The sequence below is a fragment of the Catenulispora pinistramenti genome (genome assembly GCF_018274385.1).
Lineage (GTDB): Bacteria > Actinomycetota > Actinomycetes > Streptomycetales > Catenulisporaceae > Catenulispora > Catenulispora pinistramenti.
Window position 1 is genome coordinate 1 of sequence record NZ_JAAFYZ010000180.1, and the last position, 23,172, is coordinate 23,172.

A 23,172-nucleotide genomic window follows, 5' to 3' on the forward strand; every position below is an offset into this window, starting at 1 on the left:
TGGTGGTGCTTTGGGGTCGGCTGCGGGGCTGGTGGATTCGGCGGCGGGTGCCGAAGGTTCGGCGGCGGCTTCGGCGGGTGCGGCTACCGAAGGCCCAGCAGCGGCTGCGGAGGCGGCGCCTTCGGAGGTCGCGGAGCCGGGTCCCGTGCCAGAGCCATCGCCGGGGCCGGTGCCCGTACCCGGGCCGGAAGCAGCGAGCGCAGCGGTGTCCAGGCCGGCGAGATCTTCGAGGTCGTCGAAGTCCTCGTCGGCGAACAGCTCCTCGACCCGGTGCCGGCGCCGCTCCAGCCGGTTCAGCGGCAGCCCGAGGTCGGCGACCGCGTCCCGGATGGCGTCGTAGACCAGGTCGGCCTCCTCCTCGGTGCCGCCGAGGCGGACCAGCAGGGCCCGGCCGTCGCGGCGCGGGCTGAGCCCGGCGGTCTTCAACGCGGCGGCCAGCCGGGCCGCGCCCTCGTCGACCTCGACCGCCAGCACCGCGCTGGCCTTGGTGAAGGCGGACATCGAGGCGGCCCGCAGCAGCTTGCCGGACTCGATGGCGACCAGCGAGTCGCAGATCTGCTCGATCTCGCCGAGCAGGTGCGAGGCGACCAGGATGGAGATGCCGAACTCGGCGCCGATCCGCTCGATCAGCTCCAGCATCGACTCCCGGCCGGCCGGGTCCAGGCCGTTGGTGGGCTCGTCCAGCAGCAGCAGGCGCGGGTCGCCGACCAGGGCCTGGGCCAGCTTCACCCGCTGCTTCATGCCGGTGGAGTAGGTGCCGATCTGGCGGTAGCGCTCCTCGTGCAGGCCGACGTGGCGCAGCGACTCGGCGGCGCGTTCCTTGGCGGCGGTGGCCGGCAGGCCGCCCATGCGGCCCATGTGCGTGACGAACTCGGTGGCGGTCACGTCCGGCGGCAGGCAGTCGTGCTCGGGCATGTAGCCGACCAGGGTCCTGATGCGCTCGGCCTGGTCGACCACGTCGTAGCCGAGCACCGAGGCCGAACCGGAGGACGGCGCCAGCAGGCCGAGCAGGATCTTGATCATCGTCGACTTGCCCGCGCCGTTCGCCCCGACCAGCCCGATGACGCCGGCCGGGACGGACAGCGTCAGCCCGTCCAGCGCCGTCACCGCCCCCCGGGTGGCGCCGTTGTAGCGCTTGGTGAGGCCGGACGCCTCGATCACGGCGGTGGTGGCCGCCGGGACGGCCGCGGCGGCCGCCGATGTCGTGGCTGTGGTCATAGTCCCACCGTAGAGAGAAGGCGGGGCCCCGCGCTTCAGCTTGAAGTCGCCGGTACCCGTAGCCCGCAAGGATGACGGCATAACCCGCCGGGAGTAGCCATCGGCCTGCGGGCCTACTCCCGGCGGGCGATACCGGGCCGTCCCCACGCCGGTCTCCCGGTCGGATGCTGGACCGGCGACGGCGGATCCGGTGAATCTTGTTAGCGTGAAGCCATGAACACGGCCGATCTTCTCACCATCACCTCCGATGATCTGGCCATCACGCGTCTGGGCGAGCGCACCGTCGACACCCCGCTCGCGGACCTGCTCGGCGAGCGCGAGGAGACGTGGCACTACGTCACCGAGACCGACCGGGTGCTGCTGGACGTCGTGCAGGGCATAGCGAGGAAGCGCGTGGTGGACGTGGCCGCGCTGCCGGCCTTCAACCCCGGCGGCCCGCGCCGGAAGCTGTTCTTCGAACCGTCCGAGGTGACCGCGGGCATCGTCACCTGCGGCGGCCTGTGCCCCGGGCTGAACAACGTGATCCGCGGCCTGGTCCTGCACCTGGGCCGCGCCTACGGCGTCAAGCGCGTCCTGGGCATCCGCAACGGCTTCAAGGGGCTGACCGACGGCTCGGAGCCGGTGGTCCTCACCGAGCAGTCGGTCGCCGACATCCAGAACCGCGGCGGCACCATCCTGGGCACCTCGCGTGGCAACCAGGACCCGGTGGTCGGGGTGGACACGATGGTCCGCCTCGGCGTGAACATCCTGTTCGTCATCGGCGGCGACGGCTCGCTGCGCGGCGCGCAGAAGCTGGCCGACGAGGCGCGCGGGCGCGGGGAGCGCATCGCGGTGGTCGGCATCCCGAAGACCATCGACAACGACATCCCCTGGATCGACCGCTCCTTCGGCTTCCAGACGGCGTTCGGCCAGGCCTCGCAGTCCATCCGCGCGGCGCACATAGAGGCGTCCTCGACGGAGAACGGCGTCGGCCTGGTGAAGCTGATGGGCCGGCACAGCGGCTTCATCGCCTGCTACTCGACCCTGGCCAGCCACGACGTGGACTTCACGCTGATCCCCGAGGTGCCGTTCGACGTGGACGTGTTCCTGTCGCGGCTGAAGAAGAAGGTCGAGCAGCAGGGCCACGCGGTGGTCGTGGTCGCCGAGGGCGCGGGGCAGGAACACTTCCCGGCCTCCGACCAGACCGACGCCTCGGGCAACGCGAAGCTGAACGACATAGGCGGGCTGCTGAAGAAGCGGATCATCGATTCGTTCGGGGACGAGCCCCTGTCGGTGCGCTACGTGGACCCCGGGTACGAGATCCGCTCGGTGCCGGCGAACGCCTTCGACGCGGTGTACTGCACGCGGCTGGCGCAGGCGGCGACGCACGCGGGGATGGCCGGGTTCACGTCGATGGTGGTCGGGCAGTGGAGCGGGCGGATGGTGCATCTGCCGATCGCGCTGACTACGGCCAGCCGGAATGTGGTGGATCCGCATGGGCAGCTTTGGATGAATGTGCTGGAGACTACGGGGCAGCCTAAGCGGATGGTTTGAGGGCTGATCAGGGGCTGATCAGGGGCCGATCAGCGCGGCGAGGCAGACCACTTCGGCAAGGCGGGGCAGCGCGGCATTCTGTTAGGGCGATTCGCCCCCATATACGTGTATAGCGCGCGCCGCTGACACATTCATGCGAAGCCACCACCAGCGCGGATGCCATCGCACCCGCGCCGTCCGGAAGACGTGCCGGTTACCCCAGCACCGTCTTACCCCAGCACCGCCTTACCCCAGTGCCGTCTTCACCACGTCGGCGAGGTGCTGGGCGAGCCTGCGGGCCTGCTCCGCGTCCTCGGCCTCGACCATGACGCGGACCAGGGGTTCGGTGCCGCTGGGGCGCAGGAGGACGCGGCCGGTTTCGCCGAGTTCGGCTTCGGCTTCCTTGACCGCCTGGGCCAGTTCGCCGCTGGTGGCCGCGCGGGATTTGTCGACGTCCTTGACGTTGATCATCACCTGCGGGAGCTTGTGCATCACCGCGGCGAGGTCGGCCAGGGAGCGGCCGGTGGCCGCCATGCGGGCCAGGAGGTGCAGGGCGGTGAGGGTGCCGTCGCCGGTGGTGGCGTGTTCGGTCAGGATGACGTGGCCGGACTGTTCGCCGCCCAGGACGTAGCCGCCGGCGCGCATCGCCTCCAGGACGTAGCGGTCGCCGACGGCGGTCTCCACGAAGTTCAGGCCTTCGCGCTGCATCGCCTGCTTGAAGCCGAAGTTGGCCATCACGGTGCCGACCACCGTGTCGCCGGCCAGCTTGTCCTGGTCGCGCAGGGACAGGGCGAGGACCGCGAGGATCTGGTCGCCGTCGACCTCTTCGCCCGCCGCGTCCACGGCCAGGCAGCGGTCGGCGTCGCCGTCGTGGGCGATGCCGGCGTGGGCGCCGTGTGCCAGGACCGCGGCCTTGAGCTGGTCCAGGTGGGTCGAGCCGCAGTTGTCGTTGATGTTCAGGCCGTCGGGTTCGACGTGGGTGGCGATCACCTCGGCGCCGGCGCGGCGCAGGACTTCCGGGGAGACGTGGAAGGCGGCGCCGTTGGCCTCGTCGACGACCACTTTCAGGCCGTCCAGGCGGTTGGGGAGGGTGTCGAGCAGGTGCTCGATGTAGCGCTCGCCGCCCTCGGGGTAGTCGTTGACCCGGCCGACGGCCGCGCCGACGGGGCGGGACCACTGCTCGTTCATCCGGGCCTCGATGGCGTCCTCAAGGGCGTCGTCCAGCTTGAGGCCGCCGCGGGCGAGGAACTTGACGCCGTTGTCCGGGGCCGGGTTGTGCGAGGCGGACAGGACCACGCCGAGGTCGGCACCCAGGAACTCGGTGAGGTAGGCCACCGCGGGCGTGGGCAGGACGCCCAGCCGGAGCACGTCCACCCCGGCCGAGGCCAGGCCGGCGACGACGGCGCCCTCCAGGAACTCCCCCGAGGCGCGCGGGTCGCGGCCGACGACCGCCTTGGGCCGGTGCCCCTCGAACGCCCCCACTTCGCCCAGGACGTGCGCGGCCGCCACCGAAAGGTCCAGCGCCATCTCCGCTGTCAGATCCCGGTTGGCCATGCCGCGTACGCCATCGGTGCCGAAAAGCCTGGTCATATGCGCGTTCTCCTAGAGGGGGCAGGAGGGTGGAACCCTAGGGGACGGTATGCCCGCCGGAAACATCGTACGAACGCCCCGGAAAGCGGATGCTCCCGGGGCGTTCGGACACCAAGCGGTCCGCGACGGCGCGCGGACGCTCCGTCGATTTAGCGCTTGCTGTACTGCGGCGCCTTGCGGGCCTTCTTCAGACCGGCCTTCTTGCGCTCGGTGGCGCGCGGGTCGCGGGTCAGGAAGCCGGCCTTCTTCAGCGTCGCCCGGTTGTTCTCCTCGTCCGCCGCGTTCAGCGCGCGGGACACGCCCAGACGCAGCGCGCCGGCCTGGCCGGAGATGCCGCCGCCGTCGATGCGGGCGACGACGTCGTACGCGCCGTCCAGCTCCAGGACCTTGAACGGGTCGTTCACCAGCTGCTGGTGGACCTTGTTCGGGAAGTAGGCGTCGAGGGTCCGGCCGTTGATCTTCCACAGACCGGTGCCCGGCACGATGCGGACGCGGGCGATGGCCTCCTTGCGGCGGCCCAGGCCCTGCCCGGAGGTGCTGGCCGTGCGGCGCACGACCGGCGCGGCGGCGGCCGCGGGGGTCTCCGAGGTGTACTCGGTGAGCTCCTCCTCGGCGGCGGCGGGGGCGCCGTCACCGGCGAACTCGTCAACGGTCTCGGTGGTGGTGTCGACCTCGGTCACAGCCACAGTTCCTTTCTGGTTTTAAGAAGAGTGGTAGTGGCCGGACTACTGCGCGACCTGGGAGATGACGAACGGCTCGGGCTTCTGCGCGGAGTGCGGGTGCTCCTCGCCGCGGTACACCTTCAGCTTGGTCAGCTGCTGGCGGCCCAGCGAGTTCTTCGGCAGCATGCCGCGGACGGCCTTCTCGATGGCCTTGCGCGGGTCCTTGTCGATCAGGTCGCCGTACTTGACCGAACGCAGACCGCCCGGGTAACCGGAGTGCCGGTAGGCGAGCTTGTCCTCGCGCTTGTTGCCGGAAAGGTGCACCTTCTCGGCGTTGATGATGATCACGAAGTCGCCGGTGTCGACGTGCGGCGCGAAGATCGCCTTGTGCTTCCCGCGCAGCAAGTGCGCGGTCTGCGAGGCGAGTCGGCCGAGGACGACATCACGGGCGTCGATGACGTGCCACTGACGCTGCACGTCACCGGGCTTGGGGCTGTACGTACGCACGGAAATGCTCCTGGCGTGTGTCGTAGACGTTTACGCGGTGAAGAAGCACGCCGGTGTCGTGAGTACAAGGCATGCCTAAAGGCGCGAGTCGCCTCGCCCGACTTCCCATCTCCTCAGATGCAACGCCAAGGAGTCGGGCCTGTACGGACGGGTTGATGAACGCACCGAAGCACCAGCTTACCCGATGACCGAAGGTGCTCATGACGGCCTGAGCACTTCAGGGGTGCCCCTTAGGCTTTCACACCGGACTTGACCGGCCTGCGGTCCGGCCGCCGCTCGTCCCACACCGGCTCGGGCGCCTCGTAGACCCGGCCGTCGGTCCCGAACACCAGATACCGGTCGAAGCCCCGGGCGAACCACCGGTCGTGGGTGACGGCGATCACGGTGCCCTGGTACGCCTCCAGCCCGGCCTCCAGCGCGTCGGCGGACATCAGGTCCAGGTTGTCGGTGGGCTCGTCCAGCAACAGCATCGTGGAGCCGGTCAGCTCCAGGCGCAGGATCTGGAACCGGGCCTGCTGGCCGCCGGAGAGGTTGCCGAAGCGCTGTTCCGCCTGGTTGTTCAACGCATAGCGGGCGAGCGTAGGAGACGCGTTGTCGCGCTGGAAGGAGAACTCCTCCCACAAGATCTCCAGGAGAGTCTTCTGTTCCAGGGCCGGCTGACGGTGCGTCTGGCGGAAGTGTCCGGGGACGACGCGCGCGCCGAGCTTGAAGGTGCCGGTGTGGGCAACGTCCTCTCCCGCGAGGAGGCGGAGGAAGTGGGACTTCCCTGAGCCGTTCCCTCCGAGAACCGCTACCCGTTCCCCGTAGAAGACCTCTGTAGAGAAGGGCTTCATGAGTCCGGTGAGCTCCAGATCCACGCACTCAAAGGCCCGGACTCCAGTACGGCCGCCCTTTAGGCGCATCTTCACTGTCTGCTCGCGCGGAGGCGCCGGAGGCGGACCCGCCTGCTCGAACCTCTCAAGGCGTCCGCACATGACCCGGTACTTGGCGGCCATGACTTCGCTGACCTTCGCCTGTTGGCGGAGCTCATTGACGAGGTTCTTGAGGCGGCGGTGCTCCTCTTCCCAACGACGCAGGAGTTCTTCGAAGCGGTCGAAGCGGGCCTTGCGGACCTCGTGATAGTTGGCGAAGCCGGCGCCGTGGATCCATACCGATCCCCCGACACCGCCCCCGGAACCGGCCTCCACGGTCACGATCTTCTTGGCGGTGGCCGCGAGGAGTTCACGGTCGTGGGTGACGTACAGCACCGTCTTGGGAGTCTCGTTGATGGCCTCTTCCAGCCACCGCTTACCCGGGACATCCAGGAAGTTATCCGGCTCGTCCAGCAGGAGCACTTGGTCCGGCCCGCGCAATAGGGACTCCAGTACCAGCCGCTTCTGTTCTCCTCCAGAGAGAGTGGAGGCGGCGCGGAACTGGGCCTGGATGTAGGGGATGCCGATAGCGATGGTGCAACAGGTGTCCCACAGGGTTTCCGCCTCATAGCCGCCCGCGTCGCCCCAGTCGACGAGCGCCTGCGCGTAACGCATCTGGGTGGGCTCGGAGTCGTCCTCCATCATCGCCAGCTCGGCCGCTTCCAGCTCTACAGCGGCCTTCTGCAGAGCGGGCTGTGCGACCGAGAGCAGGAGCGCACGGACGGTCGGCGGCTGTTCTCCCTCCCCGGCCTTCCGGTCCACGAACTGCCGCATCACGCCGAGACCTCCGGAGCGGACCACGGCACCGCCGGTCGGCTCGATATCGCCGGCGATGAGGCGCAAGAGCGTGGTCTTACCGGCTCCGTTGGCGCCGATCAGGGCCGCCTTGTCACCGTCGCCGATGCGGAAGGAGACGTCCTCCAGCAGGACGCGGCCGTCCGGGAGGTGGTACTGGAGGCTGTTGACGTCGATATGGCCCATGTTGAGCAGTCTCAATGAAGAACGCGTCCGCGCGCGAGTGGTTATAGCGTCGTACGCACGGTTCAGATGGTGCTGCTTTGGGGGGCGGTGCGCAAGGGACCTTCTGATCGAGAATGGAAGTAGGACGAGATGTCTGAGCAGGACGCTGCCGCGAGTCTTCCGCCGATCGGGGCCATGATGCAGCTTCTGGGCGGTTTCCAGGTGTCCCAGGCGCTGTTCGTGATCACCGATCTGGGTGTGCCCACGATCCTCGATCAGGAAGGCCCGAGCACGGTGACCGCGTTGGCCGAGCGTACGAACGCCGACCCCGATGCGCTGCGCCGGCTCATCCGTTGCCTCGCGCCGGTCGGCGTGTTCACCACGGACGGTGAACGAGTGAGCGTCACTCCGCTCGGAGCCACCCTCTCGGAAAAGCACCCTCACTCCCTGCACAGCGTCGCGCGGGCCAGCGGGGAGTTTCACTATCCGGCGTTCGGCGAATTGCGGCACACGCTGCGCACCGGTCAGCCCGCCGCCGAGAAGTATTACGGCATGCCCTATTTCGACTGGCTCGCCGCCGACCCCGCACGGGTGCAGCTGTTCAACCAGGCCATGGGGACCTTTGCCACGACGCTGCGCGCCGGCATGTTCGACGGCTACCGCCTCCCGCCCGGAGGCGTGATCGCCGACATCGGCGGGGCCGAAGGCAGGATGCTGGCCGAACTGCTCGACCACGACGACGATCCGACGCGGCGCGGTATCGTCCTGGACCTGCCCGCCACGATCGAGGCCGCCCAATCGTCCCCGGCCGCCGCCGAGCTCGCCGACCGCGTGGAGTTCGTCGCCGGCGACTTCTTCGCCGCTGTGCCCACAGCGGACATCTATCTCCTCGGCTGGGTCCTCCACAACTGGAGCGACCAGGACTGCCGACGCATCCTCGGCACCATCGCCGCGGCCGCCGCGCCGGGCGCGCGGCTGCTGATCCTCGAAGGGCTGGTCCCGCCGGGCGACCAGCCGCACCCCGTCAAGGCACTGGACCTGTCCATGCTCGGCATTCTCGGCGGCAAGGAGCGCACCGAGCAGGAGTTCCGCGACCTGCTGGACAGCGCCGGGTTCACCCTCGACCGCATCGTGCCCACCCCCAGCCCCTACCTGATCCTCGAGGCCGAACCGCGCTGACACCGCGCCGCTGCGGGTCGAGCGCGCGAGTGGCATAGCGTCGTCCGCATGATTCAGGTGCTGCTGCTTTGCGGGTCGGTACGCAAGGGTTCCTCTAACGAGGCCATGCTGCGGTTGGTACAGGAGGTGGCGGAGGAACCCTTTAGCACTGTGTTCTATGAAGGACTCGGGGATCTGCCGCACTTCAACCCGGACCTGGATGCGGATCCGCTCCCTGAGCCGGTCGCCGGACTGCGCCGCGCTATAGCGGAGGCGGATGCGGTGCTGGTCTGCACACCGGAGTACGCCGGGACGCTGCCGGGTTCGTTCAAGAACCTGTTGGACTGGACAGTCGGCGGTACTGAGATCTGCGACAAGCCGACCGGGTGGATCAACGCTGCGAACCCGGGGCGTGGCGAGGGTGCGGTGGAGACGCTGCGGATGGTGTTGCAGTACACCGGCGCGGCGATTGTGGAGGACGCCTGCGTGCGGATCGCAATAGCGGATCCCGACGCGCGGGAACGTATTAGCGCGGCGCTGACGGCGCTACGTAATGCGGGTGCTGATACAGCAGGCGTGTAGTAGAAGAGTCGGATGCGACCGGAGCCTGGACAAGTCCTGCACTTCTCGGAAGACCCGACCATCGCCCGCTTCGTACCGCATGTCGCCGCCACGGCTCAGCAGCCGGAGGCGTATGTCTGGGCCGTCGACTACGACCGCGCGCCGGATTACTGGTTCCCACGCCAGTGCCCGCGGGCTCTGGCGTGGGTCACGCCGGAGACGACGGACGCGGATCGGGAACGCATCATCGGGCCCGGAGGCGGACTGCGGGTACACGCAGTGGAGTACGGGTGGCTGGAGCGGATGCGGACGACGGAGCTGTACGCGTACCGGTTCGACGCACGGGACTTCCGCTCGTTCGGCGAACCAGTCCACGCCCATGTGGCCGAGCACGAGGTGCGTCCGCTCGGGCCGGCGGAGCCCGTGGGCGACTTGTTCGCACTGCATGAGCAGGCGGGTATCCAGCTCAAGGTGCTGCCGACGCTGCTCCCCTTCTGGGCGCGGGTGGTCACCTCGACGCTGGAGTTCAGCGGGATCCGGCTGCGGAACGCCCGGCCGGCACCGCCTGAGTGAGGCGGCGCCGACCGACGATGCGCTGAAGGCTGGGGATTCCCGGCCCGGTTCTCAGTGCGGATCGTTACCCGTGCAGAAGGTGCATCCCTGCTTGGCCAGGATGACCGTCTGCGTGGAGAAGTCCCCGGTCGTCTTGTCGTGCAGGGTGATGACGTAGCTGCCGAATCCCTCCGAGTAGAGGTGGGAGGCCACCTGTCCGGATTCGCCGTCGCTGGAGGTGCCGTCGCCCCACTCGACCGTGTAGGAGCCGCCCTTCTGGGTAGTCGCCCCCACTTCCACCGTCGGCTGGTCGGCGTCCGGCGCCCACAATTGGATGACGCTGTCGACGCGGGGCCAGGTACCGGAGGCCGTCGTCCAGTCGACAATCGCCGTGTCCTTGGAGAACTTCCATTCCGGGTCCAGGAACTTCTGACGCAGCTGCTGGGCCGCGGCCGCGTCCTCGATGATGTAGCCGTGATCCTGCTCCATCGCCGAGTAGAGGTTGCGGGAGCCGATGTAGAACGCCTTGTCGTCGACCATGACGAGCTTGGTGTGCAAGGCGTAGGTGCAACTGTCGCTGCCCTGCTTGCAGGTGATCCCGTTCTGCTTCCCCTCCCAGGTGCCGCCCTCGCTGGTCCTGAGCGAGGCGAGCTGCAAGGTACGGTGCATCAGCTGCGTGGCCTGCGACTCGTCCATGCCGGTGACGACCATGACGCGCTGCCGGAGGCCTTCCTCTTCCTGCTCCAAGCTGTCCAGGACCGAGTAGTCGTCGGGCTGCCGGGGAGTGGAGACCACGATGCGGACCTTGACGCCCTGGGCCATCTTGCGGGCCAGGTCATCGAACAGCTGCAAGTCCATGTACGGCAGGCGGTAGAAGGGCAGCTTGCCGTAGCATCCGCCGAACACGTCCTGCTGGGACAGGATGATCGAGCTCTTCGCCGCCTCTACTAGGGCGTGCTGGGCGACCAGGTCGGGGTTGACGGTGTAGAAGTCGCGGGCATCGGTGCCGGTGGCCCACTGGCCGTTGTTGATCAGATCTTTGAAAGAGCCGCTGAGGGCCAGGCAGTTCGCCTGTTGCACATCGGTGATCGCGGGGAACTGGAAGGTCGAGGCCGGGTCCTTAACCTGCACGCCGACCCCGAGGCTGGCGACGGACAGGACCGGTTCGCTTCCCGGGATCGCAGTGTCCGTCGCTGGGAAGTTCTGAAGACAGGGAGAGCCGGTGTTCGCTCCGAGCCAAACACCCTCCATGTCCCCCGAACGCGCCTTGCGCCGGCCGCATACCCAGCGCCACATACGGTTCAGGAACTTGCCCGCCGACGAGGCCGCCGGCCCCTTCACCGCGATCATCATGTCGGTGACCGGCTTGGGGGTGTCGATGTACTGCTGGGAGAAGGGGTTGATGCCGCCGGTGAGGGCGGTGTCCCCATCGACCACGTAGAGCTTGGAATGGTTCCACGACGGTGTCGCCCCGTCGAGGGTGGGGAGCACGACCGTGTGCGGCCCGGTGTAGATCTTGGCCGTCACCGCCGCTGAAGTGGTCATCTCGGCGACGTTGACCCACAGCCGCTGGGCGTAGCCGGCGGACAGGCCCTGGGTGACGTCCTTGACGAACTTGGTGGCGTAGCCCGGAGCGTCCCCCGAGAAGGGCAGGTAGCCCGCGCCCATGAGGAAGCGCACCTGGAGGTGGCTTCCGGCGGGCTGGCCGGCCAGCGCGTTGCGAGTGCCCTGGACGATGGACTCGTAGTAGCCCCCGTCGGGGAACGCGATACCGGGAATGATGCCGAAGCGCAGTGAGCCCGGGAACTCCGGCAGGCCCAGGGCGGAGATGTCGATGGTGTGCTTGGCCGCCGACAGGTTCGCGACGATCTTCCCGAGGAACCGGTTCATGCCCGGCCTGTCCTTGCACGGGTTCTTGCCGAAACAGCCCGGGACGTCCAGGATCCAGGAGGTCGGGTCGGCCGGATCCGCGGGGTCCAACGCGTTGCCGTCGGTACGCTCCCACACGGTGTGCTCCAGGCCCGGCGAGGACTGCCTGAGCTTGGCCTCGACCGCGTCCAGGTAGGGCGTCACAGCCTTCGTGACCACCCTGCCGATCGCCAGGCCGCCGGGGTGGGCGCCGACCGGGAAGGAGCTCACGGCGCCGGTCGCGGTGTCGATCGCCGAGACCGACTTCGAGTCGCTGTTGCCGACGTAGACCCGCGATCCGTCCGGGGAGGCGACGGCCGCGTACGGGTGCGTCCCGACGGTGACCGTGGAACTGACGGTGTCGGTGGCGGTGGCGATCACCGAGACCGTGTTCCCGCCGAAGTTCTCGACGTAGGCGTGCGACCCGTCCGGGGTGATCGCGACGCCGAACGGCTGAGTACCGACCGGGACGGTGGCGATGACCTTGTCCTTCGCCGCGCCGACCGTGCTGATCACGGACACCGTGCCGCTCGTGGCGTTGGGGACGTAGACCTTGCTCCCGTCGGGGGTGACCGCGACGGCGATCGGCGCGACGCCCACGGGGATCGTGTCGGCGACGGCGTTCGTCTCGGTGTCGACGACGGACACCGCGTTCGAGACGTTGTCGGCGACGTAGAGGTGCCGGCCGTTGGGAGCCGCCGCGATGCCGTACGGGTTGCGCCCCACGGGGATGGTCCCGGTGACGGTGTCGGACGACGTGTCGAGCACCGAGACCGTGCCGGCCCGGGAGTTGGTGAAGTAGGCGTGCCGGCCGTCGACGGCCATCGCGATACCGAGGTGGCTCGGGCCTGAGAACAGGGTGGAGGTCACCGTGTCGGTGGCGGTGTCGACGTCGGAGATGCCGCCGTTGTTGCCCGCCACGTAGGCCTTGGCCCCGTCGGGGGTGACCGCCACGGCCTCGGGGGCGCCGATGGCGATCGGGCTGCCGGGGACCGTCGCGGTCGGGTTCGCGGTGTTGGCGACCGAGAGTGTGTTGTCGCCGCTGTTCCCGACGTAGAGGTACGTGCCGGGCGGGACGGCGACGGCCTGAGCGGCGGCAGCCGGGGCGCTCGCGGCCCGGACCTGCGGGACGGCGGCCAGTTCCAGGAGGGCGAGCGTGAGGACGCACAGCACTGACATCGTGGTTCTGACACGTGTCTGCCGCGCGGTCGGCGCAATGCCCGGGCCGCTTCGTACCAAGGGGATTCTCCTGTTTCATCGGTGATGAACAGAATGATCCCTTTGATAACGTTATGAAGACGGCACGCCACGCCATAACAAAGCAGAATGCATCTTTTGAGTGGACCGGCGCCACGGATCAGGGAAAGGCCGGACTGCCGGTCGAGCACGTCGGCAGTCGAAGAGCCACGCTCAGTCCGACTCCAGCACCCTGATCCGGCGCGTCTTCTGCTGCTGCGCCGCCAACTCCGCATCCGGCGGGTAGACGACCTCCTCCAGCGTCAGCCCCTCCGGCGGCGCCACCTTCACCTCGGGCGAGCGCACCCGCTCGGCCAGGATCCGCCCCGGATCCCCGACCGGCCGCCGTCCCTCCCCCACCGCCAGCAGCGCGCCGACCAGGGAGCGGACCATGGAGTGGCAGAAGGCGTCGGCGCGCACGTCGGCGACCAGCAGCCCGGTCGGCGTCAGCGAGGTCGGCGCCTCGCGAGTCCACACCAGGCGCTTGAGGCAGCGGATGGTCGTCGCGCCCTCGCGCTTCTTGCAGAACGAGGCGAAGTCGTGTTCGCCGAGCAGCCCGGCCGCCGCCTCGTTCATCAGGACGGGGTCCACGGCGCGCGGGTGCCACGTGACGTCGTTGCGGCGCAGCGGGTGCGGACCGTAGGCAGCGTCGGTGACGCGGTAGGCGTAGCGGCGGCCCATCGCCGCGAACCGCGCGTCGAACCCGGCCGGCGCCACCACCGCGGACCAGACGCGCACATCCGCCGGCAGCACCGCGGCCAGCCGCCGCAGCAGCCGCTCCTCGTGCTCGGCCCACAGCTCGACGGGAACGTCGAACTGCGCGACCTGGCCGCTGGCGTGGACCCCGGCATCGGTGCGGCCGGCGACGACCAGCGTCACGGGCTGGCGCAGCACGGTCGACAGCGCCGAGGTCAGCTCCCCGCACACCGTCCGCCGCCCCGGCTGCATCGCCCACCCGGAGAAGCGGGTGCCGTCGTAGGCGAGGTCGAGGCGGATGCGGGTGTGGCCGGGGGGCGGCTCGGTGCTCATCAACCCATTGTGGCGGGTCGGCGCAATGCATGGTCGCGGCGGATCGGCGAACAGCCACTGAGCCGGGTAGGCGATGCGGTGCGACGACAACGTGATCTTCCAAGCCCGCTACCACTACGGCAAATAGCGAAAGCCCGCCGCCTCCGAAGAGACGGCGGGCTTCCCAAACCAGAAGGACTTACTCCTTCTCAGCGGCCTCAGCCTCGGTGGCCTCAGCAGCCTCGGCCTCAGCCTCGACGGCGGGAGTCTCCTCCACGACCTCGGCGGCCGGGGCGGCGGCCTTCTCGGCCTTCTCCTTGGTCGCGCGGCGGGTGGCGGCCTCGGCCTCGCGGACCGCGGTCTGCTGCACGGTCAGCGCCTCGACCAGCTCGATCACGGCCATCGGGGCGTTGTCGCCCTTGCGGTTGCCGGCCTTGATGATGCGGGTGTAGCCGCCGGGACGGTTCTCGTAGTTCGGCGCGATCTCGTCGAACAGGCGGAAGACGATGTCCTTGTCGCGGAGCACGGCCAGGACCTGGCGACGGTTGTGCAGGTCGCCCTTCTTGGCCTTGGTGATCAGCCGCTCGGCGTAGGGACGCAGCAGGCGCGCCTTGGCCTCGGTGGTGGTGATCTTGTCGTGCTCGAAGAGCGCCTTGGCGAGGTTCGCCAGGATCAGCTTCTGGTGGGCCGGGGAGCCGCCGAGGCGGGCGCCCTTCTTCGGCTGGGGCATTGCTTCTTCTCCTTGGTGTCTCGGGCCGTGTCAGGTACCCGGGATCTTGATGGCGGCGGACGGGACGCCCGGCGCCGCAAACCGGGCCGCCCGTGTCGGGCGGCCCGGCTGTGAAGCCTTACAGCTCTTCGGTCTCCGCGTAGCCGGAGTCCAGGTCCTCTTCCTCGTCGTACTGGTTGTCCACCACGAGCGAGGGGTCGAATCCGGGCGGGCTGTCCTTCAGGGCCAGACCCATGCTCATCAGCTTGACCTTGACCTCGTCGATGGACTTCGCGCCGAAGTTGCGGATGTCCAGCAGGTCGGCCTCGCTGCGGGCGACGAGCTCACCCACGGTGTGGATGCCCTCGCGCTTGAGGCAGTTGTAGGACCGGACGGTCAGCTCCAGGTCCTCGATCGGCAGCGCCAGGTCGGCGGCCAGGGCGGCGTCCGTCGGGGACGGGCCCATGTCGATGCCCTCGGCCTCGATGTTCAGCTCGCGGGCCAGACCGAACAGCTCGACCAGGGTCTTACCGGCCGACGCCACGGCGTCGCGCGGGCGCATCGACTGCTTGGTCTCCACGTCCAGCACCAGGCGGTCGAAGTCGGTCCGCTGCTCGACGCGGGTGGCCTCGACGTCGTACTTGACCTTCAGGACCGGGGAGTAGATCGAGTCGATCGGGATGCGGCCGATCTCCTGGCCCGCCTGCTTGTTCTGCACCGCGCTGACGTAGCCGCGGCCGCGCTCGACGGTGAGCTCCATCTCGAGCTTGCCCTTGCCGTTGAGCGTGGCGATGATCAGCTCGGGGTTGTGGACCTCGACGCCGGCCGGCGGGGCGATGTCGGCGGCGGTGACGGTGCCCGGGCCCTGCTTGCGCAGGTACATGGTCACCGGCTCGTCGATCTCCGAGGAGACGACCAGCTGCTTGATGTTCAGGATGAGGTCGGTGACGTCCTCCTTCACACCCGGGATCGTGGTGAACTCGTGGAGCACGCCGTCGATCCGGATGGACGTCACCGCCGCGCCGGGGATGGACGACAGGAGCGTCCGGCGCAGCGAGTTGCCGAGGGTGTAGCCGAAGCCCGGCTCCAGCGGCTCGATGAGGAACCGCGAGCGGTACTCATCGATGATTTCCTCGGTGAGGGTGGGGCGCTGTGCGATAAGCACGCTTGTAACCTCCGTTGCCTGGGTCGGCCGCTATATACCGACCACGGGATGGTGCACCGGTGGGACACCACACAAGTAGTGTCCCACCGGAGACGAGCTACTACTTGGAGTAGAGCTCGACGATCAGCTGCTCCTGGACCTGCGTGTCGATGACAGCGCGCTCCGGGAGGGAGTGGACCAGGATCCGCATCTTCGACGGGATGACCTCGATCCAGGCCGGGACCGGACGCTCGCCGGCCTCGGCGCGGGCCACCACGAACGGGGTGAGCTCCAGGCTCTCCTTGCGCACCTCGACGATGTCGCTGGGCGACACGCGCAGAGAGGGGATGTTCCCCTTGTGGCCGTTGATCAGGATGTGGCCGTGCCGGACCAGCTGGCGGGCGTGGTCGCGGGACTTGGCGAAGCCGGCCCGGTAGACCACGTTGTCCAGACGGGACTCCAGGATCCGGAGCAGGTTCTCACCCGTCTTGCCGCTCTTGCGGTTGGCTTCCACGTAGTAACCGTGGAACTGCTTCTCCAGAACGCCGTAGATGCGGGCGGTCTTCTGCTTCTCGCGAAGCTGGAGCAGGTACTCGTTCTCCTTGGTGCGGCCGCGACCGTGCTCGCCCGGGGGGTACGGGCGGATCTCGATCGGGCACTTGGGGCCATCGCACTTGCTGCCCTTGAGGAAGAGCTTGGTCTTCTCGCGGCGGCAGCGCTTGCAGTCGGGGCCGGTGTAACGGGCCATGTTTGTTCTTCTCTCCTAGCTCAGACGCGCCGGCGCTTCGGCGGACGGCAACCGTTGTGCGGCGAAGGGGTGACGTCGTTGATGGATCCGACCTCCAGGCCGGTCTGCTGCAGCGACCGGATGGCGGTCTCACGGCCGGAGCCGGGACCCTTGACGAACACGTCGACCTTCTTCATGCCGTGCTCCATGGCGCGGCGGGCGGCGGCCTCGGCGGTCATCTGAGCGGCGAACGGGGTCGACTTGCGCGAGCCCTTGAAGCCCACCTGACCCGAGCTCGCCCAGGCGATCACGTTCCCCTGCGGGTCGGTGATCGAGACGATGGTGTTGTTGAACGTGCTCTTGATGTGAGCGTGCCCGTGGGCGACGTTCTTCTTTTCCTTGCGGCGCAGCTTGGGAGCCTTGGCGCCGGCCTTACGGCTCTGGGGAGGCATTGTGCTGGGTTCTCCTGATTGAGGTGATCGGTCCGGGCCACTGACAAACCAGTTAGGTTCCGGTCCGTGGCTGGACTACTTCCGGCCGGCCTTCTTCTTGCCGGCGATGGCCTTGCGCGGGCCCTTGCGCGTACGCGCGTTGGTGTGGGTGCGCTGACCATGGACCGGCAGGCCCTTGCGGTGCCGGATGCCCTGGTAGCAGCCGATCTCGATCTTGCGGCGGATGTCCGCCTGGACCTCACGGCGCAGGTCGCCCTCGACGCGGTAGTTCGTGTCGATCCACTGGCGGAGCTTGACGAGGTCGTCCTCCGTCAGGTCCTTCACGCGCGTGTTGGGGTTGATACCGGTCTCCGCGCACGTCTTCTGCGAGCGGGTCCGGCCGATGCCGTAGATGTAGGTGAGGGCGATCTCCAGCCGCTTCTCGCGGGGGATGTCCACACCAGAGAGACGTGCCATCAGGCAGGCTCCTGTTTCTGTTTCATCCGGAGGTGTCGATGCAGCGCCGTTCCTGGTGCCTGACCAGGTCCCCAGCCTCCGGGCCGGGGGTCTCATCCGTGAGCTCTATGGCGGGAGCCCGCGGGGTCGGGACGCTGCGGGTTACTTCAGCTCAGCCCTGACGCTGCTTGTGGCGCAGGTTCTCGCAGATCACCATGACGCGGCCGTGGCGACGGATCACCTTGCACTTGTCACAGATCTTCTTGACGCTGGGCTTGACCTTCATGATGGTTCCTTAATGGGTATCGGTCGTCCGGTGCGTGAACACCGAAAGGCAGCCCACCACCTTGAGCGTGGTGAGCCTCGATAAAACGTGACCTACTAGCGTTCGCCGCTAGTACGGATCACTTGTAGCGGTAGACGATGCGCCCACGGGTCAGGTCGTACGGGCTCAGCTCGACGACGACCCGGTCGTCCGGAAGGATCCGGATGTAGTGCATCCGCATCTTGCCGGAGATGTGCGCGAGGACCTTGTGGCCGTTCGCCAGCTCAACGCGAAACATCGCGTTGGGCAGGGACTCGATGATGGTGCCCTCGATCTCGATGGCGCCTTCTTTTTTGGCCAAGTTCCTTCAATCTCCTTCAGAAGGGTGTCTACTGCCGCGTCGGATCCGGCGACAGGAGCAAGTGGTAGTCCGGAATAGTGTGCTCATTGACCCAGCCGCGGGGGCACACCAGGACCACTCCACACGGAGCCGACACGCCAGTGTACGCCGAACACTCGCAGAACGCGAAACCGGGGCTTTGTACCCCGCCCGCACCTGACGTGAAACCGGCAGCGGGTGGCGAAAATTCCCGCCCCGTTCGTCTCGGCGACACCACGGGACAGCAGAAGGCCGCGACCGGATGGTCCGGTCGCGGCCGGCCGGCGGCCAGCCGGCGGTCAGTCGCGATCCGACGGCTCAGTCGCTGCCCAGTCGCTGCTCAAAGCCTGCTCAGCACCAGCTCAACACCTGCCCAGCACCTGCCCAGCACCTTCAGGCCCGGGCGGTCAGCCGAGTCAGTCGCGGCGGTTGATGTTGCGGGCGATCATCAGCGCGCCGAAGATCCCGAGCGGCCAGGCCGGCCAGAACTCGCCCCAGTTGTCGCCGCCGGCCAGGTTGCCGACCAGCCAGATCCCGGTGAGCAGCACCGCCATGGACAGCCAGGTGCTGAACGAGGCGATGCCGTGGTGGTGGTGCCCGCGCCGCGCGGCCGCCTTCTGCTGCCAGCGCTCCTGCTGCTGCGACCAGCGCTGCTCGCGGCGCTCCAGGCCGCGCTGCCACCGCTGGTTGTGCCGGTCGAAGTGCTCGTTGATGCGGTCGGAGATGACCTGGTTGTCGATGTTGATCTGCATCCGGCCGGACTCGTCGCGCCGCAGCTCGAACGGCCGCTGACCCGGGCCGCGCGGCGGCATACCGGCGGGGTGCCGCATGCCACCAGGGTGCGGCATGCCCCCGGGCGGCGTGGTGGGCCGCGCACCCTGCCCCAGGCTCGGATCCGCCAGGTCCACCGGCAGGTCCCGGGTGAGCGCGCGCAGCTCACCGTAGGTTTTGGCGTCGTAGGCCTTCGTCATCCGTTCGTCGAACTCCTCGAGCGTCAGCCGGCCGGCGGCGTGATGCTCGCGCAGCTGCTCGACGAGTCGTTCGCGGTCGGCATCACCGGCCCGCATCTCCGGATCGAACGAGGCCCCACCCTGCGTCGTCATCTGCGTGACTCCCCAACTGACTCGCGACATATCTCGACTGTACCGCAGCTTCCCCGCACCAGGATCCCCCTGAGGAGGGAGGTATCGCTACTCCCGGTGGAGCATGATCGGACATGTGCTGAGCACCGGCGCGCACCTGATCCGCGCATTCCGGCCGCGGCGGCCACGGCGTGAGGACGTCCTGGTCGCCGTGATCGTGCTGCTCCTGAACAGCGGCACGTACCTCATCCCCGGCGTCGTGACCTGGGGACCGTGGCGGTATCTGCTCGAGACCGCGACCATCGTCCCGCTGCTGTGGCGCGAGACCCATGTGGTCCCGGTGGCCGTGGTCACCGGCACGCTGACGCTGGTCGTCACCGCGTTCGTGCACCCGGCCCAGCCGTTCCCGTTCGCGGTGCTGGTCGTGGAGTACACGATCGGCTCGGTGCTGCGCGGCCGGACCCGGGCGGTCATGGTCGGCATCTACATGGTCGGCAACGTCACCGCCGAGTACCTGCACAAACAGATGGGCAATCCGGGGGACTTCTTCATCACCTTCACGCTCAGCATGACCTCGCTGTTCCTCGGGGTGCTGATGCAGTCCGAGCGCGACTCGCTGTCGGTGCGCGCCGACCGGTCGCTGCGGACCGAGCGGGCCCGGATCGCCCGGGACATGCACGACGTGGTCGGGCACGCCGTGGCGCTGATGGTGGTGCAGGCCGAGGCCGGGCCGCTGTTCATCCGGGACAAGCCGGAGCGGGCCGAGGCGGCGTTCGAGGCCATCTCGGCCGCCGGCCGGGACGCGATGGCGCAGCTGCGCGGACTGGTCGGCACGTTGCAGTCGGACCGGGAGGAGGCCGGACGCGGGCCGCTGCCCACCCTGGCCGACCTCGACGAGCTGGTGCACCAGGTCCGGCGCACCGGGCTGCAGGTGCGCGTCGAGCAGACCGGCAGCGCCTCGGCGCTGTCGTCGGGGGCCGAGACCGCCGCCTACCGGGTGGTGCAGGAAGCGCTCACCAACACCCTGAAACACGCCCGGGCCTCGCGCGCCGAGGTCCGGCTGACCTGGTCGCCGAGCATGCTGGAGATCAGCGTGGCGGACAACGGCCGGGGGCTGGCCGACGCCTCGGCCGACGGCGGGCACGGGCTGTCCGGGCTGCGGGAGCGGCTGGCGCCGGTGGGCGGTGCGCTGAGCTGGACGTCGCCGCCGGACACCGGCGGGTTCGCACTGACGGCGGTCATCCCTTCGGGGCAGTGAGCCGCCTTGGGCAGGCCGGGGAGAGACACCCGTCCCCCGCGCCTGGTAGAAAGCGGACGTGGCGATTCGGGTGGTAGTGGCCGACGACCAGGAACTGGTGCGCAGCGGGTTCGCGATGATCCTGGACGCGCAGCCGGACATCGAGGTGGTCGGCGAGGCCGGCGACGGCGCGCAGGCGGTGGCGCTGGTGCGTTCGCTGCGTCCGGAGGTCGTGCTGCTCGACGTGCGGATGCCGGTGATGGACGGGATCGAGGCGGCCCGGGCCGTGACCGCCGAGGGCGGCACCCGGATCCTCATGCTCACCACCTTCGACGTGGACGAGTACGTCTACGACGCGCTCTACGCCGGCGCCTCCGGGTTCCTGCTCAAGGACGTGCGCCGCGACGACCTGGTGCACGCGGTCCGCGTGGTCGCCGCCGGGGACTCGCTGCTGGCCCCGTCGGTGACCCGGCGGCTGATCGCCGACGTCACCTCCCGGCGCCCGGCCAAGGCCGGCGACCCGGCGGCGGCGCCCTCGGCCCGGCTCGGCACGCTCACCCCGCGCGAGCACGAGACGCTGCAGCTGATCGCCCGCGGCGCCTCGAACGCCGAGATCGCGGCCCGGCTGTTCGTCACCGAGCACACGGTGAAGACCCACGTCAGCAACATCCTGATGAAGCTGGGCCTGCGCGACCGGGTGCACGCCGTGATCTTCGCCTACGAAAGCGGGCTGGTGACTCCCTCTTCGGAGGGATGACTCCCCCGATCTACCTAGACGCCCGGTCCCCTCCCACGCGGGATCACAGGACCCTGCGGTCCGCCGGACAGTGGTGGCATGTTGAGACGCGCTGCAGAACTCGCCATCCGCCGGCCTCGCGCCGTGATCGCGGTGTGGGCCGTGGTCCTGGTGGTCGGCATCGGCCTGGGCGGGACCGTGTTCGGCAAGCTCGGGGGGCTCGGCGCGAACGTGCCGGGCAGCGAGTCCCAGGTGAGCGCCGACCGGATCACCAAGCTGGACCCCGGATCGGACACCGTCGACGGCGTGGTGGCCTCGACGACTCCCGGCCGGGCGATCGCCGCCGACCCGGGCCTGCGGGACCGCGTCACAGCCGCCGTGGCGGACCTGCGCCGGATCCCCGGGGTCGCGCGGGTGCCGGATCCGTATCAGACGCCCGGCGCGACCGGGGACGGCCAGGCGGTCGCGATTCCGGTGACGTTCGTCAGCGGGATCTCCTCGCGGGATGAGGACGTCGCCCTGAAGGCGGCTCAGGCGCGGCTGCACGCCATCGCCGGTCCGGACTTCGAGGTGCGGGTCGGCGGCGGACCCCTGACCGGCGACGCGCTGAACCACACCGCGCAGTCCGATGCGAGCAAGGCCGAGATGATCTCGCTGCCGGTGGTGCTGGTGCTGCTGGTGGTCGTGTTCGGCGGGCTGCTGGCGGCGTCGTTGCCGCTGGTGTTGGCCGTCTGCGGGATCGCCTCGACGTTCCTGGTGTTGTACGGGTTCAGCTTCGCGACCGATCTGTCGGTGTACTCGGTGCAGATCACGACGATGCTCGGGTTGGGGCTGGGGGTGGACTACGCGCTGCTGATGGTGACGCGGTTCAAGCAGGAGCGGGGCGGGACGGCGGATATCGCCTCGTGCGTGCGGCGGACGGTCGCCGCGGCCGGACGGACGGTCTTCTTCTCCGGTCTCACGGTCGCGGTCAGCCTGGTCGGGCTCGTGGTGTACCCGGCGCCGTTCCTGCGGAGCATGGGGCTGGCGGCCACCGCGGTGGTGGCGGTCGACATGCTGGCGGCCGTGACGCTGCTGCCGGCGCTGCTGGCAAAGTTCGGACACCGGATCAAGCCGACGAGCGCGCGGCGGGCTCAGGGGCAATGGTTCGGGAGGGTCGCGGCCGGGGTGGTGCGGCGGCCGCTTCCGGTGCTGCTGGCGATCGTGGCGGGACTGGTGACCGTGGCGACGCCGGTCATGGCCATGACGCTGTCCCCGGGCGACGCCCGCGAACTGCCGGCGGGTTCGGAGTCGCGGCAGGCGTACGACCTGAGCGTGGCGCACTTCCCGGGGCAGAGCACAACGAGCCCGGTGGACGTACTGGTCGAGGGCGGCGCCGCGCGGCCGGACTACCTGGCGCACCTGCGGTCGCTGCCGGGAGTGGCCGACGCGACGCAGAAGACGTATCCGGACGGCAGCGCGGTGCTGCACCTGACGCCGACCGGGACGGTCGACGGGAAGGCTGCGACGGGGCTGGTGCGGACGATCCGGAGCGAGCATCAGGGGGCTTACGTCACCGGCGACAGCGCACACCTGGTGGACTACCGGCGGATGCTGGTCGACCGGCTGCCCTACGCCATCGGAGTGGTACTGCTGTCGGTGTTCGTGCTGCTGTTCCTGTTCACCGGCTCAGTACTGATCCCGCTCAAGGCGGTGCTGACCAACCTGCTGAGCATCGGCGCGGCACTGGGCGCGATGGTGTGGGTCTTCCAGCAGGGGCACTTCGCGGGCCTCTTCGGCGCCGGGACGAAGGGCGGCCTGGGCGCGCTGGACGTGACGGTGCCGCCACTGATGATCGCGGTCGCCTTCGGCCTGTCGATGGACTACGAGATCTTCATCCTCGGCCGCATCCGCGAAGCCCGCCTGGCCGGCGAGGACGCCCGCGCTGCGGTGGTCACCGGCGTGCGGCACACCGGCCGGGTGGTGACCTGCGCGGCGGCCCTGCTGATGATCGTCTTCGCCTGCTTCATGACCGGCGGCGCCGCCCCGATCCTGGAGTTCGGCTTCGGCTTGACCCTCGCGGTACTGATCGATGCCACGTTGGTGCGCATGCTGCTGGTTCCTGCGGTGCTTGCGCTGCTCGGCGAGGGGGCTTGGTGGGCGCCGCGGGTGCTGCGCGGGGTGCATGCGCGGTTTGGGATCGCGGAGGCGGCGGCGGGTGCGGATGCGGGGACGACGGGGACG

General features: G+C 69.0%; 22 protein-coding genes. 7 read left to right on the forward strand and 15 right to left on the reverse strand.

Annotated elements, in window-relative coordinates:
- On the reverse strand, nt 1-1,218 hold a 1,218-nt coding region (locus KGQ19_RS51380), incomplete at its 3' end, for an ABC transporter ATP-binding protein (RefSeq protein WP_212017713.1).
- Between the two features lie 213 nt (nt 1,219-1,431).
- Here KGQ19_RS51380 and KGQ19_RS36035 point away from each other — a divergent pair.
- Entirely contained in the window at nt 1,432-2,751 is a 1,320-nt protein-coding gene (locus KGQ19_RS36035) for an ATP-dependent 6-phosphofructokinase (RefSeq protein WP_212017716.1), read from the forward strand.
- Between the two features lie 225 nt (nt 2,752-2,976).
- On the opposite strand, the gene glmM is transcribed toward KGQ19_RS36035, so the two are convergent.
- The 4 genes from glmM to KGQ19_RS36055 form a co-directional block, all read right to left on the reverse strand.
- Nucleotides 2,977-4,320: a phosphoglucosamine mutase gene (gene glmM / locus KGQ19_RS36040; RefSeq protein WP_212017717.1), complete on the reverse strand. Its 1,344-nt coding sequence runs from the start codon at nt 4,318-4,320 to the stop codon at nt 2,977-2,979.
- A gap of 149 nt (nt 4,321-4,469) precedes the next feature.
- Nucleotides 4,470-5,006, reverse strand: a complete 537-nt coding sequence (gene rpsI, locus KGQ19_RS36045; protein ID WP_413563189.1) for a 30S ribosomal protein S9 — start codon at nt 5,004-5,006, stop codon at nt 4,470-4,472.
- A 39-nt stretch (nt 5,007-5,045) separates the two neighbouring features.
- Complete coding sequence (rplM, locus tag KGQ19_RS36050; RefSeq protein WP_194898227.1) at nt 5,046-5,489, reverse strand: 50S ribosomal protein L13; 444 nt, start codon at nt 5,487-5,489, stop codon at nt 5,046-5,048.
- A gap of 230 nt (nt 5,490-5,719) precedes the next feature.
- Nucleotides 5,720-7,381, reverse strand: coding sequence for an ABC-F family ATP-binding cassette domain-containing protein (locus KGQ19_RS36055; protein ID WP_212017719.1), 1,662 nt, complete (start codon nt 7,379-7,381; stop codon nt 5,720-5,722).
- Nucleotides 7,382-7,558: 177 nt separating this feature from the next.
- On the opposite strand from KGQ19_RS36055, the gene KGQ19_RS36060 reads away from it, so the two are divergent.
- From KGQ19_RS36060 to KGQ19_RS36070, 3 genes are read left to right on the forward strand one after another with little or no spacing between them, the layout of a single operon-like run.
- Nucleotides 7,559-8,539 carry a methyltransferase gene (locus tag KGQ19_RS36060; protein ID WP_230419964.1) on the forward strand — a complete coding sequence of 327 codons (981 nt, stop codon included), beginning with the start codon at nt 7,559-7,561 and terminating at the stop codon, nt 8,537-8,539.
- Between the two features lie 48 nt (nt 8,540-8,587).
- Entirely contained in the window at nt 8,588-9,100 is a 513-nt protein-coding gene (locus KGQ19_RS36065; RefSeq protein ID WP_212017722.1) for an NADPH-dependent FMN reductase, read from the forward strand.
- A 12-nt stretch (nt 9,101-9,112) separates the two neighbouring features.
- On the forward strand, nt 9,113-9,652 hold the full coding sequence (locus KGQ19_RS36070) for a DUF6886 family protein (RefSeq protein WP_212017724.1): 540 nt from the start codon (nt 9,113-9,115) through the stop codon (nt 9,650-9,652).
- Nucleotides 9,653-9,703: 51 nt separating this feature from the next.
- Here KGQ19_RS36070 and KGQ19_RS36075 read toward each other — a convergent pair whose 3' ends face one another.
- The 10 genes from KGQ19_RS36075 to KGQ19_RS36120 all read right to left on the reverse strand — a co-directional run bounded on the left by KGQ19_RS36075 (nt 9,704) and on the right by KGQ19_RS36120 (nt 18,997).
- A complete protein-coding gene (locus KGQ19_RS36075) occupies nt 9,704-12,718 on the reverse strand; it encodes a phospholipase D-like domain-containing protein (RefSeq protein WP_212017726.1) in 3,015 nt (1,004 codons plus the stop codon).
- A gap of 231 nt (nt 12,719-12,949) precedes the next feature.
- Entirely contained in the window at nt 12,950-13,804 is an 855-nt protein-coding gene (truA, locus tag KGQ19_RS36080) for a tRNA pseudouridine(38-40) synthase TruA (protein WP_212017728.1), read from the reverse strand.
- 178 nt (nt 13,805-13,982) lie between these two features.
- On the reverse strand, nt 13,983-14,513 hold the full coding sequence (gene rplQ / locus KGQ19_RS36085) for a 50S ribosomal protein L17 (RefSeq protein WP_212017730.1): 531 nt from the start codon (nt 14,511-14,513) through the stop codon (nt 13,983-13,985).
- Between the two features lie 118 nt (nt 14,514-14,631).
- Complete coding sequence (locus tag KGQ19_RS36090; protein ID WP_012785190.1) at nt 14,632-15,657, reverse strand: DNA-directed RNA polymerase subunit alpha; 1,026 nt, start codon at nt 15,655-15,657, stop codon at nt 14,632-14,634.
- 100 nt (nt 15,658-15,757) lie between these two features.
- The gene (rpsD, locus tag KGQ19_RS36095) at nt 15,758-16,384 is read right to left on the reverse strand and encodes a 30S ribosomal protein S4 (protein ID WP_212017732.1); all 627 of its coding nucleotides are present in this window, start codon (nt 16,382-16,384) and stop codon (nt 15,758-15,760) included.
- Between the two features lie 20 nt (nt 16,385-16,404).
- Nucleotides 16,405-16,815, reverse strand: a complete 411-nt coding sequence (gene rpsK, locus KGQ19_RS36100; RefSeq protein WP_012785188.1) for a 30S ribosomal protein S11 — start codon at nt 16,813-16,815, stop codon at nt 16,405-16,407.
- A gap of 75 nt (nt 16,816-16,890) precedes the next feature.
- Nucleotides 16,891-17,271 (reverse strand): 30S ribosomal protein S13, encoded by a 381-nt coding sequence (gene rpsM, locus KGQ19_RS36105; RefSeq protein ID WP_194898686.1) that lies wholly within the window; start codon nt 17,269-17,271, stop codon nt 16,891-16,893.
- A gap of 151 nt (nt 17,272-17,422) precedes the next feature.
- Nucleotides 17,423-17,536, reverse strand: a complete 114-nt coding sequence (rpmJ, locus tag KGQ19_RS36110) for a 50S ribosomal protein L36 (RefSeq protein WP_009740505.1) — start codon at nt 17,534-17,536, stop codon at nt 17,423-17,425.
- A 118-nt stretch (nt 17,537-17,654) separates the two neighbouring features.
- Nucleotides 17,655-17,876 carry a translation initiation factor IF-1 gene (gene infA, locus KGQ19_RS36115; protein WP_012785186.1) on the reverse strand — a complete coding sequence of 74 codons (222 nt, stop codon included), beginning with the start codon at nt 17,874-17,876 and terminating at the stop codon, nt 17,655-17,657.
- 434 nt (nt 17,877-18,310) lie between these two features.
- On the reverse strand, nt 18,311-18,997 hold the full coding sequence (locus KGQ19_RS36120) for a DUF1707 SHOCT-like domain-containing protein (protein ID WP_212017734.1): 687 nt from the start codon (nt 18,995-18,997) through the stop codon (nt 18,311-18,313).
- 115 nt (nt 18,998-19,112) lie between these two features.
- On the opposite strand from KGQ19_RS36120, the gene KGQ19_RS36125 reads away from it, so the two are divergent.
- From KGQ19_RS36125 to KGQ19_RS36135, 3 genes are all read left to right on the forward strand, one after another.
- Complete coding sequence (locus tag KGQ19_RS36125; RefSeq protein ID WP_212017736.1) at nt 19,113-20,234, forward strand: sensor histidine kinase; 1,122 nt, start codon at nt 19,113-19,115, stop codon at nt 20,232-20,234.
- 58 nt (nt 20,235-20,292) lie between these two features.
- Nucleotides 20,293-20,970, forward strand: a complete 678-nt coding sequence (locus KGQ19_RS36130; RefSeq protein ID WP_194898688.1) for a response regulator — start codon at nt 20,293-20,295, stop codon at nt 20,968-20,970.
- A 78-nt stretch (nt 20,971-21,048) separates the two neighbouring features.
- Nucleotides 21,049-23,172 (forward strand): MMPL family transporter (locus tag KGQ19_RS36135; RefSeq protein ID WP_212017738.1); only part of this gene is annotated, 2,124 nt, incomplete at its 3' end.